General features: G+C 37.7%; 18 protein-coding genes. 11 read left to right on the top strand and 7 right to left on the bottom strand.

Translation table 11 applies throughout. From position 1 onward, the window contains the following. Positions 1-45: 45 nt before the first annotated feature. Positions 46-1,518: an aminotransferase class I/II-fold pyridoxal phosphate-dependent enzyme gene (locus BN985_RS13130; RefSeq protein ID WP_042223920.1), complete on the bottom strand. Its 1,473-nt coding sequence runs from the start codon at positions 1,516-1,518 to the stop codon at positions 46-48. Positions 1,519-1,653: 135 nt separating this feature from the next. Here BN985_RS13130 and BN985_RS13125 point away from each other — a divergent pair, with 135 nt between their 5' ends. Continuing rightward, positions 1,654-2,610, top strand: a complete 957-nt coding sequence (locus BN985_RS13125; RefSeq protein ID WP_042223919.1) for an NAD(P)H-dependent flavin oxidoreductase — start codon at positions 1,654-1,656, stop codon at positions 2,608-2,610. Between the two features lie 13 nt (positions 2,611-2,623). Beyond that, on the top strand, positions 2,624-2,890 hold the full coding sequence (locus BN985_RS13120) for a UPF0223 family protein (RefSeq protein ID WP_042223918.1): 267 nt from the start codon (positions 2,624-2,626) through the stop codon (positions 2,888-2,890). Positions 2,891-3,008: 118 nt separating this feature from the next. Here BN985_RS13120 and BN985_RS13115 read toward each other — a convergent pair whose 3' ends face one another. Next, entirely contained in the window at positions 3,009-3,626 is a 618-nt protein-coding gene (locus tag BN985_RS13115; protein ID WP_042223917.1) for a YktB family protein, read from the bottom strand. A gap of 252 nt (positions 3,627-3,878) precedes the next feature. Here BN985_RS13115 and BN985_RS13110 point away from each other — a divergent pair, with 252 nt between their 5' ends. Together BN985_RS13110 and BN985_RS13105 are read left to right on the top strand one after the other, a co-directional pair. Next, a complete protein-coding gene (locus BN985_RS13110; RefSeq protein WP_042223916.1) occupies positions 3,879-4,082 on the top strand; it encodes a hypothetical protein in 204 nt (67 codons plus the stop codon). A 97-nt stretch (positions 4,083-4,179) separates the two neighbouring features. Continuing rightward, the gene (locus BN985_RS13105; RefSeq protein WP_042223915.1) at positions 4,180-4,989 is read left to right on the top strand and encodes an inositol monophosphatase family protein; all 810 of its coding nucleotides are present in this window, start codon (positions 4,180-4,182) and stop codon (positions 4,987-4,989) included. Positions 4,990-5,002: 13 nt separating this feature from the next. Here BN985_RS13105 and BN985_RS19240 read toward each other — a convergent pair whose 3' ends face one another. Continuing rightward, a complete protein-coding gene (locus BN985_RS19240; RefSeq protein WP_198030007.1) occupies positions 5,003-5,173 on the bottom strand; it encodes a DUF5325 family protein in 171 nt (56 codons plus the stop codon). A gap of 311 nt (positions 5,174-5,484) precedes the next feature. On the opposite strand from BN985_RS19240, the gene BN985_RS13100 reads away from it, so the two are divergent. Next, positions 5,485-5,778: a YlaH-like family protein gene (locus tag BN985_RS13100; RefSeq protein ID WP_042223914.1), complete on the top strand. Its 294-nt coding sequence runs from the start codon at positions 5,485-5,487 to the stop codon at positions 5,776-5,778. A 148-nt stretch (positions 5,779-5,926) separates the two neighbouring features. Here the strand turns inward: BN985_RS13100 and BN985_RS13095 are convergent, their stop codons facing one another. Beyond that, positions 5,927-6,130, bottom strand: a complete 204-nt coding sequence (locus BN985_RS13095; RefSeq protein ID WP_042223913.1) for a YlaI family protein — start codon at positions 6,128-6,130, stop codon at positions 5,927-5,929. Positions 6,131-6,276: 146 nt separating this feature from the next. Between BN985_RS13095 and BN985_RS13090 the strand changes: the two genes are divergently transcribed. After that, positions 6,277-6,582, top strand: coding sequence for a hypothetical protein (locus BN985_RS13090; protein ID WP_042223912.1), 306 nt, complete (start codon positions 6,277-6,279; stop codon positions 6,580-6,582). 168 nt (positions 6,583-6,750) lie between these two features. Here BN985_RS13090 and BN985_RS13085 read toward each other — a convergent pair whose 3' ends face one another. After that, a complete protein-coding gene (locus tag BN985_RS13085; protein ID WP_042223911.1) occupies positions 6,751-7,344 on the bottom strand; it encodes a YhcN/YlaJ family sporulation lipoprotein in 594 nt (197 codons plus the stop codon). Positions 7,345-7,977: 633 nt separating this feature from the next. Here BN985_RS13085 and ltrA point away from each other — a divergent pair. Next, the gene (ltrA, locus tag BN985_RS13080; protein WP_198029994.1) at positions 7,978-9,246 is read left to right on the top strand and encodes a group II intron reverse transcriptase/maturase; all 1,269 of its coding nucleotides are present in this window, start codon (positions 7,978-7,980) and stop codon (positions 9,244-9,246) included. Between the two features lie 125 nt (positions 9,247-9,371). Here the strand turns inward: ltrA and BN985_RS13075 are convergent, their stop codons facing one another. Then, a complete protein-coding gene (locus BN985_RS13075; protein WP_332257495.1) occupies positions 9,372-9,869 on the bottom strand; it encodes a hypothetical protein in 498 nt (165 codons plus the stop codon). Between the two features lie 148 nt (positions 9,870-10,017). On the opposite strand from BN985_RS13075, the gene BN985_RS13070 reads away from it, so the two are divergent. The 3 genes from BN985_RS13070 (at position 10,018) to pyc (ending at position 15,163) form a co-directional block, all read left to right on the top strand. Further along, positions 10,018-10,299, top strand: a complete 282-nt coding sequence (locus tag BN985_RS13070; protein ID WP_036573332.1) for a YlaN family protein — start codon at positions 10,018-10,020, stop codon at positions 10,297-10,299. A 233-nt stretch (positions 10,300-10,532) separates the two neighbouring features. Further along, complete coding sequence (ftsW, locus tag BN985_RS13065) at positions 10,533-11,741, top strand: putative lipid II flippase FtsW (protein ID WP_042223906.1); 1,209 nt, start codon at positions 10,533-10,535, stop codon at positions 11,739-11,741. Beyond that, complete coding sequence (gene pyc, locus BN985_RS13060) at positions 11,720-15,163, top strand: pyruvate carboxylase (protein ID WP_042223905.1); 3,444 nt, start codon at positions 11,720-11,722, stop codon at positions 15,161-15,163. Before ftsW ends, pyc begins: the two co-directional genes overlap by 22 nt. A gap of 48 nt (positions 15,164-15,211) precedes the next feature. Here the strand turns inward: pyc and BN985_RS13055 are convergent, their stop codons facing one another. Further along, positions 15,212-16,159, bottom strand: coding sequence for a COX15/CtaA family protein (locus BN985_RS13055; RefSeq protein ID WP_042223904.1), 948 nt, complete (start codon positions 16,157-16,159; stop codon positions 15,212-15,214). Between the two features lie 478 nt (positions 16,160-16,637). Between BN985_RS13055 and cyoE the strand changes: the two genes are divergently transcribed. Continuing rightward, positions 16,638-17,579, top strand: a complete 942-nt coding sequence (cyoE, locus tag BN985_RS13050; protein WP_042223902.1) for a heme o synthase — start codon at positions 16,638-16,640, stop codon at positions 17,577-17,579. Positions 17,580-17,603: the final 24 nt, after the last annotated feature.

The following is a 17,603-nucleotide window of genomic DNA, read 5'->3' as shown; positions in this document are numbered from 1 at the left end:
CTTGTTTAAAAATACAGTCCCGCATACTAATGTATGCGGGATCTTTTAATTAAATGCTTTGTATTCCTTTATTACACGAATGCTTTGCAATGTTTCATCCTGTAAACCTTGAACAGGCAAACCAGCCTCAATATTTTCCCATATATAATGAATATTTTCATCTGTAATAATTTCCCCAGGTATGAAAATAGGAATTCCAGGGGGGTAAACCATAATTGATTCAGCGCTTATTCTGCCAGCAGCTTCAGCAAATGGGATGATTTCCGTTTCAGCATAAAAAGCATCACGAGGAGCCAAAGCTAAGAATGGAATCTCCGGAATCCTCACCTTAACGTCTTTTTTACAAGATAAAGGTAGCATAGCTTTTTCAAGGTGACGAAGAGCAGTAATTAATGTTTCTATTGTCTGGTCGGAATCCCCTGGTGTGATAATACATAAAATATTATAAAGATCAGATAGTTCTACTTCGATGTTAAAATTTTTTCGTAGCCAAACCTCAGCATCATAGCCTGTTATCCCCAGTTCCTTTACAGAGACAATTAATTTGGTAGGGTCAAAACTATATGCTGCTTCGGTACCTAAAATCTCTTCTCCAGTACAATAAATAAATTGAAGGTCGTTAATTGAATTTCTTGCATAATTTGCCAGGTTAATAGCTTGATCAATTTGCGGATGACCGCTTGTTGCTAATTGCTTTCTTGCTGTATCTAAAGATGCGAGTAATATATATGAAGTAGAAGTTGTAGTTAACATGGACAGTATCGTCTGAACGCGTTCGTGAGATATTCGATTACCTTGCAAATTAAGAACCGAACTTTGTGTCAATGAGCCACCTAATTTGTGCACGCTCGTTGCAGCGATATCTGCTCCAGCCTGCATAGCAGAGAGCGGAAGCTTATCGTGAAAGTGGATGTGTACACCATGCGCCTCATCTACAAGGACTGGTATATTGTAATGATGAACAATTTCTACGATAGATTCAAGATCAGCTGAAACTCCAAAGTAAGTAGGGTTAATAACGAGTACAGCCTTTGCATCGGGATGTACTTCTAAAGCATGTTTTACTGCCTTAGGTGTAATGCCGTGCGAGATACCGAGTAGTGGATCTAGCTCAGGATGAATGAAAACAGGGATAGCGCCTGAAAAAATGATTGCTGAGGTAACAGATTTATGGACATTTCGTGGGACGATGATTTTATCACCCGGATTGCACACGCTCATGACCATAGTCATTATTGCACCACTTGTCCCTTGAATGGAAAAAAAGGTATAATCTGCTCCAAAAGCATCAGCTGCCAATTCCTGAGCCTCTTTAATAATACTACTTGGATGATGGAGATCATCAAGTGGCTCAATATTTATTAAATCCATCTTAAATGCATTATCACCAAGGAAAGAACGAAAAGCTGGTTCAGTGGCATTTCCTTGTTTATGTCCAGGTATATGAAATTGGGTTGGGTTATTATCAATATGTTTTAATAAACCAGAAAAAAGCGGCGTTCTTGTTTGGTCCTTCACAGGGTGCACCTCATTTTCAAATAAAATAACTAACGTATTATAGCAAATTTATCTGCTAAATACTAGCTTCATTTTCTTTCAAGGGCAATGTAAGTAATGATAGGATATAAGTAGATTTGGAAAGGGGATGAGATAGTGGATTGGCAAACAAGGGTCACTTCACTTTTAGGGATAAAGTATCCAATCATTCAAGGAGGCTTAGCCTATCTTGCGTATGCCGATTTGGCAGCTGCTGTTTCTAACGCAGGAGGGCTTGGTCAAATAACTGCTATGAGTTTACCTAATGAGGAACAATTACGGTCGGAAATTAGAAAAGTCAGGAGGATGACAAACAAGCCTTTTGGTGTAAATCTTGCTATAGGACAGCATGGTCGACCATATGATCACATGCTTGATGTTGTATTGGAAGAAAAAGTTCCTGTGCTTAGCGTGACGGGAGGTAATCCTAAGAACATACTTAGCAAAGCAAGAGGGGAGAATATAAAGACGCTAGTACTTGTTGCCGCCAAGAGACAAGCAGTAAAGGCGGAAGAGCTTGGAGCTGACGCTGTTATGGTTGTCGGTCAAGAAGGTGGAGGTCATCTTGGACGTGGAGACATAGGTACCATGGTTCTAACCCCATATGTCCAGGAAAATGTATCGATACCTGTTATAGCGTCAGGTGGAATTGTAGATGGAAAAGGTATGATGGCTGCAATGGCGCTTGGTGCAGAAGGAATTGAAATGGGTACACGGTTTATTGCTACCACAGAATGTGTGAACGCACATGTGGCTTATAAGCAAGCAATATTAGATGCGGGTGAGCAATCAACTGTCGTGATTAAACGTTCGCTTGGTGCACCTGCAAGGGCGTTACGAAGTCCTTGGACCGAAGAAATATTAAAAGCAGAAAAGTTAGACCTGGGTTATGAACAGTTGAAGGAGCTTATTAGCGGAAAAGCGAATCAAAGGTATATTAACGAAGGTAATGAAACAGCTGGGTTTGGTTGGGCAGGACAAGGATCAGCTAGAATTAAAGACATTTCATCTGTAGAGGAAGTTATCCATCTCATTATAAAAGAAGCAGAGCAAATTAGAAGTAAATGGAAATAAGGAGGATTTATATATGAATTATCAGTATCCACTAGATGAAACGTGGACAAAGGAAGAAATAATTGATGTAGTTAACTTTTTTTCATTAATGGAAAAAGCCTATGAAGGCAAGGTTAAAAAGCAAAATGTTCTCGCACTATATAATAGGTTAAAGGAAATTATTCCGTCAAAAAGTGAGGAGAAAAAAGTATTTGCAGCATTTGAAAGGGACTCTGGTTATTCAAGCTATAAAGTTGTGAAAAAAGCAAGAGAGACGAAAGACGAAATGTTCTCGATGTAGGAAAACGTTTATTTAAGATTTGAAATTTCGGCTATTAAATACCTCCCGTAACTTAAAAAACTTGCAGAGAATGATGTGTCATACTCTGCAAGTTTTTTAAGTAATTTATAAAGATTAACTAACGTTGATTTAATGCAACTTGGTAAAAAGGTAGCAAAGGCTTGAAGGTTTCTTTCACAGTTTCGATAAAAGCATCCCCGTCTGTAACACGCGAGTCAGTAGGAGAAAGATGTCTACCAATAAGAAATTCTGCTTTTTTTACATCACGAAACCGTTCGAGATCTTTATTTTCGAGCTCATTTAGTGGAATTGATGGTTTCTTCATATGATCTAATGAAACAACGAAATCATTTGGAAGCTTCCTTAACTCCTCATATTTATCTGAAAAGGCCTGTGCGATTTGTTGCTTATGATCTAATTCATATATACATGCAAGCCAAATAAACAAATGGTCATCAAATAAACCGATCTGAAAATGAGGATGCTTTTTGTAACCCCGCTTATTATCAGCAATCGCTAACCAAGTATCCTGAGGGGGATTAACTGTTCTTCTAGCATGCTTGGCAATATGTAAGAACATCTCATTTTGTAGCTCTGCAGCGAGGAAATCTGCCAATAGACTACCAACTTCTTGAAACTTTGGTTGAATTCTTTCCTGTATTGCAGTCATTCTTTCTTCCAAACCTTCTATATGAAAAGTATTGAAATCCTCTTGTGTAAACCCCTGAAATGACATATAGAAACCTCCTAAATTCTCTCCATCAATGATGGGTATCAATATGTAGATTATAATAATTATTATTAAGTAAATAGCTATACAAGTCAAGTTTTCTACACTGACAAATTGAATGGTCGCGTTCCCATGTTTTAAACAAGCATAATATGGGGAATATTATCAAGTAAATAGTTGATTTTCAGAAAATTGTTGAACCAAATTCAAGGCTGGCTCATAAATATATTAAAAGTGATCTGAAAGGTTGTGGAAGAAGTGAAATATGTAATGGAGGCCTTACGACGTAAAGAAGCACAGGAAAAACTTCCGGTAATCCGTATGGAGATTGATTACGAGTTAGTATCACTTTATGATGCACTACAAGCAGAGGATACAGTGGAAATAATTAAAGCAAAGGAAAAGCTTGAGCAGTTGAGAAAGCAATTAATGCAAATAGAAGATGATGAAGACATCAAATAAGTTATATTGGATTTAGCATCAAACCCATTTCGAATGACGCACTCTTCTTAATTTGATACTATTATATTATAGTTTAAAATTGAGTGGAGGTGTCCCGATGAACGCGGATGTACGAGAAAAATTATTTCAACAGGCAAAAGAGTGGGTAATGGATGCTGGAACCACCATTCGAACAAAAATAGATGACCCGTTAAAAGTTGATACGAAGTCAAACCCTAATGATTTGGTGACTACAATGGATAAAGAAACGGAAGCCTTCTTTGCAGGGAAAATAAGAGAAAACTATCCTGATCATTATATATTAAGTGAAGAAGGATTTGGTGATGAACTTTCCAGCATGGATGGAACCATATGGATTATCGATCCAATTGACGGCACAATGAATTTCGTGCATCAGAAGAGAAATTTTGCAATCTCAGTTGGGGTTTATCACGACGGCATTGGCGAAATTGGCTTAATATACGATGTGATGGAAGATGTACTCTATAGTGCTCAGCGTACAAAGGGAGCGTACAAAAACGGTGAAAAAATACCTCAGTTAGATACTAGCGTCCCATTAAAGGAAGCCATTCTTAGCCTAAATCATTTCTGGTTATGTGAAAATCGTTTGGTAAATGAGAAAGAAATGCAAAGGTTAGTTAAAACAGTCCGCGGGACACGTACATATGGATCTGCGGCACTGGAATTTGCTTATACTGCAGAGGGGATAGTTGATGGCTATTTAACAATGAGCCTGGCGCCTTGGGATATTGCTGCAGGCATGGTCATTGTACACGAGGTTGGTGGAGCAACTATTACTACGGACGGAGAGCCGATCAATATGCTAACAAAAAATTCCGTCTTCACAAGTAACTCTTCCGTACAAAGAGAAATTTTAGACGATTTCTTAATAAAAGGAAAAAAGTGATGTCCGAGGGATATCACTTTTTTTTCTTTTTTAGAGAGATTCCAAATCCCATAAGTGCAAAACCTAATAAGATAAATAAGACTATAAGCCAAACATTACGTAAAGCAATCGCTACACCGCAGCCTACAAACATCAGAATAACGAGAATGGCAAGTAATAGCATAGGGAAATTAATCGCTTTCATACATACACCTCTATTCTACCCTTCCATAGTATAAACGATATAAGTATTTGTTTCAAAAACTATTTATCCAGGAGCAACCGTCCGTAAGACTCCCACTTCAAAACATGAAGTGAAGCAGTTAGTTTTTAGTGGGAGTAAACGTACTAACATGCCGATTCGTTCAACTAACAATCAGTGGGGAAAAATGAAAACCCCCACTGATTGAAGTTTTACTTTATGTAACTTTTCGAGTATTGTAATGTATGATCAGGATTTTGTATGATAGAATAGGTATGATAAACGCTATTTTACGGGATTGATGGGGGATTTTAATGGATACAAGCTTTAGTATATTATTTGATATGTACATTGAATATTTTGGGACAGATAATATTTATCTGTCATTCTACTTATTAAATTTAATTTTCGGAGCTATCGCTTTCAAACTAGGATTTGCCAGGAAATTACCACTAGTTAAAACGATTTTTGTCTATATTATGCTTGCGGTCGGAGTATACATATTAACTATTTTTAGTATTTTAAAGCTACCCATTACGGAGAGCCTTATTGTCGTCTCACTAGTATTGGGCATATACCGATTCAGGCTGCATCGTGAAAGAAATTAAGAATACGCCTATGCTAAAAGGGCATATAAAAAGCCAAACGGGTTGATTTATTGCTGAAAAGTTTACCCGTTTGGCTTTTATTCATATTTTGTTTTGATCTAATTTGAAAAAAGAATAATCAGTATCGAGTAAATTAATTCGATTTTACTTAAATAAGATCATCTGAATGCTGTTTTTCTTCTTTTAGTCTAAATCGGCCAGTTGCAAGTCTTTTCTTAGTGTTCTCACCAATTCTATCATAGCAAGGGTTACATAAATACATATGAATTCGGCGATTTCTCAATCTTTTCGCTTGAAGCGAGTTATCTTCTATATCTTCTACTTGATCACATATAGCACATTTTACTTGCATAGATATCACCTCTAACTTAATGTCATGATGCATTTCCCTACAGTATAACATATTATGACAAACTCTAAGAAGAATAGGGAAGATGTTTTGTAAAATAATAACTAGGGAAAAGAACATGTAGAAATAAAACTTACAGAGGTGATTTTATGAAAAAGCGTACGATGCTATCAACCGCAAGTGCAATAGGAGCAATAAGTTTAACTGCAGGGTATTTTTTAAAAGATAAGTCAAATAGAGAAAGATTTAAACAAGGTGTGCGTAAAGTGCCGGGAAAATTGGGAATGCAAAGCAATGATGAAACATTTGAAGATGCTGGTGCACCAGACCAATCAAATAATAAGGATATAGCACAATTTGAAAATGCTAAAATGGTTTCAGAAGGATCACAATTTGGGGTTCAATATTACAATGAGTATAAAAACGACAATGAAATTGAAAACCAGCAAAACTAATCAACAGCTTTGACTTAACGGCGAACTGTCCACTGGAAATTAAAAGGGAGGAGTAACCCGCCAGGCTACAGTATAGATCAAATAATATAAGAAGGCCGGACACTTATCCACTAGGCTTGGATGGTTGTCCGGCTATGTTGTTTCAAATAAATTTTTTCTAAAGGTTATTTACTCATCTTGGTGATTGGATTGTTCTCCTTCTATTTCTTCAAGCTTACGTTTATCCTCTTCAGGTATAACTTCTTTATTCTGATCTGGTTCTTGTGGCTGATGTTCATTGATAGGGAAGTCTGGCATATACCTGCCTACAATAGCGGCAAGCTCATCTACAACACCATGTACTGGGTGTCCCTGTTGTATTTTATTACCCATACCACGAATACGCTCGGTTATGTCTGCGTCAGCAACTACAATGGCTGACTTACCATAAGGATCATGATAGAGAGACTCTAGCACAGAATATTTTATTGTTCCGACACGTGAGCGATCTAAATCTTTATCTACATCAATTCCGACAACGGCATATGGTCCAGCGACTACAGCTGCTGCATCATTAACATTCGGCACATCACTGGCAATGTTAGCCAAATGAGTTGCAATTTGGCTGTTATTTAAGTTTTTTCGTTCAGCGGGATCTGAATCTTTAACTTGAATATAACGATTGCTGTCGTCCTCTGAGGCAAGCGGCTCCTCTTCTGATTGCTGGCATCCGAAAGTGAATACTAAACTTCCCAATAAAATAAGAACAAAAGGTACCTTCAATTAAAACCCTCCTCATACTTCTCATACCATTATTTTGCTTGCAAACCAAAAAAATATACAACGGAAGTTTCCGTTGTATAAAACGTTGTGTGCCCGGCATGGGCTATAACTTGGTGGTGAAAGTCCACTACAGGCTTGGCAGTAGGAACTGTTAGCTGAAGGCAAGGGTGTCTACCGTGAGGTAGAATCTGAAGGAAGCCGGAGGCAAAATCCCGAACTGACGAACAGAAACTGTATACAAGGCTGAATTGGAACGGATAAGTTTGCAATTCAAAACGAAGTCCAATACTGCACGAATTCCATACAGTAAATACAGCAGTTACATGGGAGGAAGGTTATAGCTCTTACCCGGGGAGGTCTTACAAGGGTTCCCGACAAGAGGGAAGGAACTTCCCACAGGAACAATGTAGACAGTGATGTCTAGATGAATTGTAAGAAGTCAGCAGAGGCCATAGTAATCCTAAAGGATGAAGGGCTGAACAATAGTAATCTTGAAGAAATATGGAGGTGTGGATCATGCATAGACCACCGAATACATCGAAAGATGGCTATCTACAAAGGGATAGGTTGGAAACCGAAGAGTATGTAGAAGTGTGTAGTACAATCCACACAGAAATAAATCAACGAGATGGTATGCGTTTAATTGATCAAGTAGTAGAGGATAACAACCTCTATCTAGCTTACAAGAAAGTTAGAGCGAACAAAGGAGCCCCTGGCATTGATGGTATAACGGTAGACGAGCTTTTTGGTCACATGCAGAAATACTACAAGCCACTTAAAAGGAAATTAAGAGATGGCTCTTATCAGCCTCAACCTGTAAAACGGGTGGAGATTCCTAAACCCGATGGATCTAAACGGAAATTGGGCATTCCTTGTGTACTCGATCGAGTAGTTCAACAAGCTATCTATCAAGTCATTGAAGGAAGGATAAATCCCCATTTTTCCCAATACAGTTACGGGTTTCGACCAAAGAGAAACGCCAAACAAGCAATAAAACAAGCCGCAAAATACTACGAAAAAGGTTACCGTGTGGTAGTTGACTGTGATTTGAAAAGCTATTTCGATACAATCCAACACCAAAAACTGATGGAATACCTGAAGGTATTCGTACAGGACAAAGTGGTATTAAAGTTGATATGGAAATTTCTTAAAAGCGGCATTATGGAGAAGGGACTCATTTCCTCCTCGGATATGGGGGCACCTCAAGGTGGAAATCTATCACCGATTTTGAGCAATGTCTACTTGGATCAGCTTGATAAAGAGTTAGAGAAACGTGGGCACAAATTCGTACGCTATGCGGACGACTTTTGCATATACGTTAATAGCAATAGAGCGGGTTTTCGGGTGCTAGAGAGTGTTACAAAATACCTTGAAACAGACTTGAAACTAACGGTTAACCGTAAGAAAAGCAAGGTCGGTTCTCCCACAAAAATCAAGTTCTTGGGGTTCTGTATACACCGTACAGCCAAAGAAGTAAGATGCCGTCCCGATAAATCTGCAAAGAAGAAATTTAAATCAAAGCTGAAGACTCTAACTAGACGGAACCGCCCAGGAGAGTTCGAAGAAATCGCCAAAGAAATTAACCAAGTCACCGTTGGGTGGATTAACTATTATGGAATCAGCTTTATGAAAAGTTTTATAAAGAAAACGGCCCAGTGGTTAAACCACCGACTAAGACAGCTTGTTTGGAAACGTTGGAAGAAAATCAAAACCCGATTCATCCGATTGAAACAGTTAGGAATAACGGAAGAGGAAGCTTGGAAAGTTGCCAATACCCGAAAAGGTTACTGGAGAGTTTCGCATAGCGAAACTCTCCATAAAGCGATTAAACTTAAAACGCTCATACAATGGGGTCTGAAAGACCTTAACCATTTATATGAGCGCACATACTCAAACTATTGAACCGCCGTATACGGAACCGTACGTACGGTGGTGTGAGAGGTCGACTAATCAATTAATGATTAGTCTCCTACTCGATTGCTTATTTAGTTGAGAGACAAAGTGTCTTTTATGAGCGAAGATTCATATTACTCAATTATAATTTTAGTAATATTTTTAATTGGTTCTCCACGATTTGAACCATCTTTATAATAAAGATGAACTGGGCCGTCATCTTTCAGAGGTTTTCCATCAACAGCAAATAAGAAATAACTATCCTTTAATAAATCAAGAGAAATTCTAATCTTTTTTTCTCCGGCTATCAAAATAGCGTTTTCAGCTGACGCATTTACTTCTGTGTTAGCAATAAAATCTTTAAGTGGTATAACATAGGAATTTGTTAATATTTTTTCACGCTCAAACTTTTTAATACTCTGGTTGACAGGGGGTTTTATATTTTGTTGATAAACTTCTCTGTTCCAGCGCTTAGAAGCTTTCTCTAGCTCGTTGTCTTCTTCTTGTTCTTCTTGTTTTTTATCAAACGCTTCCTCTAACAATATTTTTCGATCATCAAATATCCAGACTGTCGGATCTAATGTGATCGGATAGGTAACGTTTCCACTGATTGGTATGATCAATTTTTTCACCTCTTTATATGTATCTTTTATAAGGATAGCAGAGATAATAAAGAATTTCACTTTATAGTTACAAAAATATATAATTTTATTTGCATTTTTTTGGGTGTAACGATAATATAATATAGAAGAAAGTCTTTTAGCGGAGGGGATATATTTGATGCCTGAGGTGACTGTTAATCATCGTGAAAAAGCCTATGCCCTTCTTAAGGCTGATGCTGATAAAATTTTGCGACTAATAGAAGTTCAAATAGAAAATCTAACAATGCCACAATGCCCTTTATATGAGGAAGTCCTTGACACCCAAATGTTCGGCCTCTCTAGGGAAATTGATTTTGCTGTGCGTTTGAACTTAATCAGCGAGGATGAAGGAAAAGCACTTCTCGAAAATTTAGAGAGGCAGCTTAATATACTGCACGAAGCAGCGCAAAACTCTGTTTAATCAGGGTTTTAAGCGTTTAACGATTCGTAAAAACTTTGCCTGCGTATTTATTGGCAAGGTTTTTTTGTATAGTTAGGTTAATAAGTTAGTAGAAAGGGAATAGAGTAGCTAGTAAATATACTGAAAGAGTTATGGAATGCACGTTTTCTTTGATTTTTTTCCTCGGTTACAGGATATGTTATAATAGAAAAATATTAGATGGTGCATATCACCATATATTGGGGAGAAGCAAGATGTTACATAGACTTAGAGATTACGATTTTATTTTAATTATTACCCCATTACTGTTAGCAGCTTTCGGCGCGGTCATGGTTTATAGCGCTAGTATGGTCACTGCAGTGGTTGAGGGGAACGAGAGTACATATTATCTGTTTCGTCAGTTACAGTGGTTCTCTTTAGGGCTTATTGGCTTTATTGCATGTAGTATTTTTCCTTATAAATATTACCACAAGCTTATCAAAATTATTGTGTTAGGTGTTATCGGTCTCCTGATAGCCGTTGTTTTACTAGGAGATACTAGAAATAATGCTACTTCATGGCTCTCTATAGGACCTATCAATCTACAACCTGCCGAATTTGCGAAATTGGGATTAATCATGTATCTCGCTTCAGTATATTCTAAGAAGCAAGACTATATTAACGATTTTAGTAAAGGGGTTTTACCTCCTTTAGTTTTGACTATTCTTGTCTTAGGATTAATTGTAATGCAACCGGATATAGGGACAGCGTCGATTATATTTTTGATCGTTAGCACAATTATTGTTAGTTCAGGTATTCGCCTTAAGCATTTATTGCTATTAACAGGAGTTGGAGTCCTTTTTATATTACTTGTGGTTCCCTACATGGTGACAGATGTGCGTATTGCTAGATTCACTGGAGCATATCAACCTTTTCAAACACCTGATACAGACGGTTACCATCTCATTCAATCTTACTTAGCAATTGGTGTTGGAGGCCTTACGGGTGAAGGGCTAGGACAAAGTGTCCAAAAGCTTGGTTATCTTATGGAAGCACACACAGACTTTATAATGGCAATTGTTGCCGAAGAACTTGGCTTTATCGGTGTCCTGATTGTTATTGGAATGCTTGCCTTAATTGTACTCCGAGGCATTTTTATTTCTCGTAAATGTAAAGATAGCTTTGGAGCATTGCTTGCATTAGGAATTTCTTCAATGGTAGGTATTCAGGCTTTTATTAACCTTGGATCTATTAGTGGAATTCTTCCTATTACTGGCGTTACATTACCTTTTATTAGTTATGGTGGTTCATCTCTGTTGATTCTTATGATTTCAATGGGGGTTTTAAATAATATTGCTAAAACAGTAAAACAACAAGAACAGCAAGATGTTAATCACAATCAAGCGCATGATCACTCTACTGGCAAAAGAAATGCAGCTCATTTTACTGGAGGAGGAAGAAAATGGCAGAATCAAAGCAGATAAACAAAGTATTAGTCGCAAACAGAGGGGAAATTGCAATACGTGTTTTCCGTGCCTGCACGGAATTAAATATTCGAACAGTTGCTGTATATTCGAAAGAAGACACAAGCGCATATCATCGTTTTAAAGCGGACGAAGCTTATTTAGTAGGAGAAGGTAAAAAGCCTATTGATGCTTACTTGGATATTGAAGGAATTATTGACCTGGCGAAAGAGGTAGGGGTAGATGCCATCCACCCAGGTTATGGTTTTTTATCTGAAAATATAAAGTTCGCTAAACGTTGTGAGGAAGAGGGCATACTATTTATTGGCCCGACTAGTAAACATTTAGAAATGTTTGGAGATAAGGTGAAAGCACGCACACAGGCAATCGAGGCGGGATTACCAGTTATCCCAGGAAGTGATGGCCCAGTTAGTTCACTAGAGGAAGTGGAAAACTTCGTCAGCGAGCATGATTATCCAATAATTATCAAAGCTTCTCTCGGTGGCGGTGGACGTGGTATGCGTATTGTACGTAATGAAAAAGAATTGCATGAGGCCTATGACAGGGCAAAGTCAGAAGCAAAAGCAGCTTTTGGAAATGATGAAATTTATGTCGAAAAACTTATAGAAAACCCTAAGCATATTGAAGTACAAATAATTGGGGATCAACACGGTAATATAGTACATTTATTTGAAAGAGACTGTTCTGTACAGAGAAGGCATCAAAAAGTAGTGGAAGTGGCTCCAAGCACATCACTTACAGAAGAAATTAGGCAGGAGATATGTCAAGCTGCTGTAAAGTTATCCAAAAATGTAGACTATGTAAACGCAGGAACGGTGGAATTCCTTGTAACGAATAATGAATTTTATTTTATTGAGGTTAACCCTCGAGTCCAAGTTGAGCATACAATTACAGAATTAATTACTGGTTTCGATATTGTACAAACACAAATTAAAGTGGCAGAGGGAAAAAATCTTCATGAAGTAGAAATTGGAATTCCATTTCAAGATGAAATTAAGACAAATGGTTATGCAATTCAATCACGTGTAACAACGGAAGATCCACTGAATAACTTTATGCCTGACACAGGAAAAATCATGGCATATAGAACAGGTGGAGGGTTTGGCGTAAGACTCGATGCAGGTAATGGTTTTCAAGGGGCGGTTATATCGCCACATTATGATTCATTATTAGTTAAAGTTTCGACATGGGCTTTATCATTTGACCAAGCTGCACTCAAAATGGTCAGAAATTTAAAAGAATTTAGGATTCGCGGAATAAAGACAAATATTCCATTTCTTGAAAATGTCATCCAACACCCCAGTTTTCTTTCTGGAGAGTACAATACAACTTTTATTGATGAGACACCAGGATTATTTGTGTTCCCAAGACGTAAAGACCGTGGAACAAAGATGCTTAGCTACATTGCACACACCACAGTAAATGGTGGAGAGGGCTTGCAGAAAAAAGAGAAACCAAATTTCTCAGGTTTAACAGTACCTAAAGGGTACAATCAAGCTTCAGTCACAAATGGTACAAAACAAATTCTAGATAAACAGGGACCTGAAGGACTTGCCAAGTGGATGAAAGAACAGAAAGAAGTCTTATTGACAGACACTACTTTTCGAGATGCACATCAATCCTTGTTAGCAACAAGAGTTAGAACCAAAGACCTGTTACAGATAGCTGAACCTACTGCGGCACTCTTGCCGAATCTATTCTCAGTAGAAATGTGGGGGGGAGCGACATTTGATGTTGCATATCGATTCCTTAAAGAAGACCCTTGGGATCGCCTTCTTAAGTTGCGTGAAAGGATGCCAAACGTTTTATTCCAAATGCTCCTACGTGCGAGTAATGCTGTTGGTTATAAAAATTATCCGGACAATTTAATTAGTGAATTTGTAACGAAAAGCGCTGATGCCGGTATTGACGTATTCCGTGTCTTTGACAGCTTAAATTGGGTCGAAGGAATGACTCCTGCTATTGAGGCAGTTCGAGAAACAAATAAGATTGCCGAAGCGGCTATGTGTTATACAGGGAACATTCTTGATAAAGGGCGTTCAAAATATGATCTTACCTACTATAAGAATTTGGCAAAAGAGCTCGAAAGTGCTGGAGCACATATACTTGGTATAAAAGATATGGCTGGTCTATTAAAGCCTGAAGCTGCTTATCAGCTTATCTCCACTTTGAAAGAGAGTGTAGATCTACCTATTCACCTCCATACCCATGATACGAGTGGAAATGGTACATTTATGTACGCAAAGGCAATTGAGGCCGGTGTAGACGCAGTAGATGTTGCGGCAGGCTCTATGGCTGGAATGACTTCTCAACCTAGTGCACAGTCTTTATATCATGCACTAGAAGGGACGAACAGGCAGCCTAATATGGATGTAAAAGCATATGAATCGTTGTCACAATATTGGGAAGGTATTCGAGATTATTACCGCGATTTTGAAAGTGGCATGAAGTCACCACATACAGAAATATACGAGCATGAAATGCCTGGCGGACAATATAGTAATTTAAAGCAGCAAGCAAAAGCGGTTGGTTTAGAAGAACGATGGAATGAAGTAAAGGCTATGTTCAGACAGGTAAATGATATGTTTGGAGACGTTGTTAAGGTGACTCCATCATCAAAGGTGATCGGGGATATGACTTTATTCATGGTTCAGAACAACCTTACCCAGGAAGAAATTTACGAGCGCGGCGAATCCATTGATTTCCCAGAATCTGTTATTGAATTTGCCAAAGGAGATATTGGACAACCATATCAAGGCTTCCCGAAAAAATTACAAGACATTATTTTAAAGGGGAGAGAGGCTATAGAGGTTCGTCCTGGAGAGTTACTTGATCCAGTAAACTTCTCCGAGCTAAAAGAGGAGTTGTTTGAAAAGTTAGATAGACAGGTTACCAGCTTTGATATGATCTCCTATGCCTTGTATCCAAAAGTATTTATGGACTACCATAATTTCCATGAGAAATACGGTGATATGTCTGTCCTTAGTACCCCTACATTCTTCTATGGCATGAAACTTGGTGAAGAAATTGAAGTAGAGATAGAGCAGGGGAAAACCTTGATAGTAAAATTAGTATCAATATCAGAAGCACAGGAAGATGGTACACGTGTTGTCTATTTTGAATTAAATGGCCAAACAAGAGAAATTGTGGTCAAAGATGAAAGTATTAAATCTAAATTAGCAGTAAAACAAAAAGCGGAAAAAAATAATGAAAAACAACTTGGTGCAACAATGCCAGGAACGGTAATTAAAGCAATGGTAAGCAACGGTGACAGAGTAGAAAAAGGGGATCACCTATTGCTCACAGAGGCCATGAAAATGGAAACAACTGTTCAAGCTCCGTTTGATGGGGTTGTTAAAAAGGTATACGTATCGAACAGTGACTCAATTGCGGTGGATGATCTTTTGATTGAATTTGAATAAGGTAAAACAAAAGTGCGGCAGAAACCCAGATGGGAACTGCCGCATTTTTTACATTGTTTTCTTAGTGGATGTGTTAGGTTTTTCTTTTTCAAACTTTGAGCTTCTCGTAGCATGTAAGACAAAATAACTTAACATACCAAAGAAACAGGAAATAATGAGAGCATGTAGTAGAGCTATACCTAAGTTTAAGACGGTGAAAATTATCATTGCTCCAGTAAATACCTGTAAGGCAATTAGGGAAAGGGTAACAATCCATCCCCAATACATAACCTTTTTATCGCGATATTGACGAACCATTCGGATTGCTAAAGTTAAAGTCCAAAGAAAAAGTAAACCGGCTGCAAGTCGATGTCCCATTTGGATCCATTGCTCTGTACTGTATAAATTAAAAGCAAATGGTGAAGTATTGGTACAGAAGGGCCAATCACCGCAAACTAGGTTTGATTCTGTATGGCGAACGAGCGCTCCAGTATATACAACGCAAATTGTATAGACAGTTAAAGCATAAATCTCAATACGATGCTTTTTTTTGATGAATAATGACCTAGCATCAAATTTCTTATCGATCTCAAAAATGAGAAGCGTAAGTAGAAATACGGAGGCGAATGAAACAAGCGAGATTCCAAAGTGAGCAGCCAATGCAAAGTCAGATTGCCCCCACATAACTGCTGCAGCGCCAATTAAAGCTTGTAATACAAGGAAGAATACAGACAATATGGAAAGAAACTTAACTTCTCGGACATGCCCTAAATATTTCCATGCAAGTACAGCTAACACTACAACAGCGATTCCGACAATTCCTGATACCATACGGTGGCTCAATTCTATGACCAGCTCAATAGAAATGTTGGTAGGAATAAATTGTCCCTCACATAATGGCCAACTTTTTCCGCAACCATCACCAGAATCGGTCTTTGTTACCAGTGCACCACCGAGAAGTATTAGAAGCATCCCTATTGTGGCAATAAGGGAAAAGCTTTTTAAAGTTTTAATCATCTTACAACCCCACTTCATAATGGAAAATGTTAGTGTTAAATATGTAAATGTTGCTGGGTGTTTAATTCGACATAAAGTCTAACCAGACAAAAATTTGCCGGACACAATAGCTATAGTACCATGAATAGACTGTTTTTTCACTTAGGATTTACAAAAAACCTTGCATTGTTGGTCGTTGTTTGCTAGAAATAGACTAGATGATTTTGTGGTTTCTACATAATTTAACATGATTAAAGCCATATAGTTAACCATTTTGATACGAAAAGAAAGGCGATATTTTGTAAGCCTTCTCCTAATATTCATAAATTTGTCACATAAATTGTTCCCTGATTACTTTAAAATAATGTTGAAGTTATTAGATTGTTAAACAATTCCGTGATACAATAAAAATAATGGTCTATTACAATTTAAGAACTTTAATAGAAAAGTAAATGGCTATATTAGGCCATCTAACTGGTATATGAAGGGGGGAGACAAAATGGATAAAATTGAGACAACATCTTCACCAGAAGTAGCAACATTAAGTGTATCTGATAAAAAAAATCATGTTACATTTGCTGATGTGAAATCACTCGTTAAGGTTGGAATAGTGAACTCAAACTTAATAACTGTTTTTACAGGGTTCTGGTTAGCTCTTTATTTTACAAACACCTCTTTTATGGCGAAATGGGATGTCTTTCTATTAACAATAATTGGTAGTACACTCGTTATCGCTGGTGGTTGTATTTTAAATAATTGGTATGATGTAGATATTGACCCCAAAATGGCTCGAACGAAGACGAGGCCTACCGTAACCGGTAACATATCTTTGAATACAGCATTAGCTTTGGGAATAATCGCCACAGCATTAGGATTTGGTTTATTAATGTTTACCACATTAGAGGCAGTATTATTTGCTTTTATGGGGTGGTTTACCTATGTGGTGTTATATACAATGTGGTCAAAAAGAAGGTACACACTTAATACTGCAATCGGGAGCTTTTCAGGAGCTGCACCCCCGTTAATTGGATGGGCAGCAGTAGATCCAAATTTTCATATTGTACCATTTGGCCTTTTCATCATAATGTTTATTTGGCAAACGCCACACTTCCTTGCATTAGCTATGAAAAAATGCAAAGAATACAAAGGAGCTGGAATCCCGATGCTTCCAGTTGTGCGAGGTTTCGAAATTACTAAACGGCAGATTGCAATTTATATCGCCTGCTTATTGCCACTTCCTTTTTACTTATCTGAGTTAGGAACTGTGTTTATTATAGTCGCTTCTATTTTAAATGTGGGTTGGCTTGCACTTGCAATAAGAGGTTTCTTTATGAAAGATGATCTGAAATGGGCAAATATGATATTCATCTATTCGTTAAATTATTTGACAGTTCTTTGCCTTGTGATGGTGCTAGTAACCATCAATTCACCGTTTAGTTAGTTATTGTCCTTAATAATAAATATA

The sequence above is a fragment of the Oceanobacillus manasiensis genome (assembly GCF_000724085.1).
Taxonomy (GTDB): Bacteria; Bacillota; Bacilli; order Bacillales; family Amphibacillaceae; genus Oceanobacillus_B; species Oceanobacillus_B manasiensis.
The sequence above is the reverse complement of the archived record's forward strand: the minus strand, read 5'-3'. Positions and strand labels throughout refer to the sequence as shown.

What these genes read in the sequence shown, in the direction of transcription:
- BN985_RS13120 (WP_042223918.1), top strand. Translation starts at nt 2,624, where the DNA reads ATGAATTATCAGTATCCACTAGATGAAACGTGGACAAAGGAAGAAATA.
- BN985_RS13115 (WP_042223917.1), bottom strand. Translation starts at nt 3,626, where the DNA reads ATGTCATTTCAGGGGTTTACACAAGAGGATTTCAATACTTTTCATATA.
- BN985_RS13105 (WP_042223915.1), top strand. Translation starts at nt 4,180, where the DNA reads ATGAACGCGGATGTACGAGAAAAATTATTTCAACAGGCAAAAGAGTGG.
- BN985_RS19240 (WP_198030007.1), bottom strand. Translation starts at nt 5,173, where the DNA reads ATGAAAGCGATTAATTTCCCTATGCTATTACTTGCCATTCTCGTTATT.
- BN985_RS13100 (WP_042223914.1), top strand. Translation starts at nt 5,485, where the DNA reads ATGGATACAAGCTTTAGTATATTATTTGATATGTACATTGAATATTTT.
- BN985_RS13095 (WP_042223913.1), bottom strand. Translation starts at nt 6,130, where the DNA reads ATGCAAGTAAAATGTGCTATATGTGATCAAGTAGAAGATATAGAAGAT.
- BN985_RS13090 (WP_042223912.1), top strand. Translation starts at nt 6,277, where the DNA reads ATGAAAAAGCGTACGATGCTATCAACCGCAAGTGCAATAGGAGCAATA.
- ltrA (WP_198029994.1), top strand. Translation starts at nt 7,978, where the DNA reads ATGCGTTTAATTGATCAAGTAGTAGAGGATAACAACCTCTATCTAGCT.
- BN985_RS13070 (WP_036573332.1), top strand. Translation starts at nt 10,018, where the DNA reads ATGCCTGAGGTGACTGTTAATCATCGTGAAAAAGCCTATGCCCTTCTT.
- ftsW (WP_042223906.1), top strand. Translation starts at nt 10,533, where the DNA reads ATGTTACATAGACTTAGAGATTACGATTTTATTTTAATTATTACCCCA.
- pyc (WP_042223905.1), top strand. Translation starts at nt 11,720, where the DNA reads ATGGCAGAATCAAAGCAGATAAACAAAGTATTAGTCGCAAACAGAGGG.
- BN985_RS13055 (WP_042223904.1), bottom strand. Translation starts at nt 16,159, where the DNA reads ATGATTAAAACTTTAAAAAGCTTTTCCCTTATTGCCACAATAGGGATG.
- cyoE (WP_042223902.1), top strand. Translation starts at nt 16,638, where the DNA reads ATGGATAAAATTGAGACAACATCTTCACCAGAAGTAGCAACATTAAGT.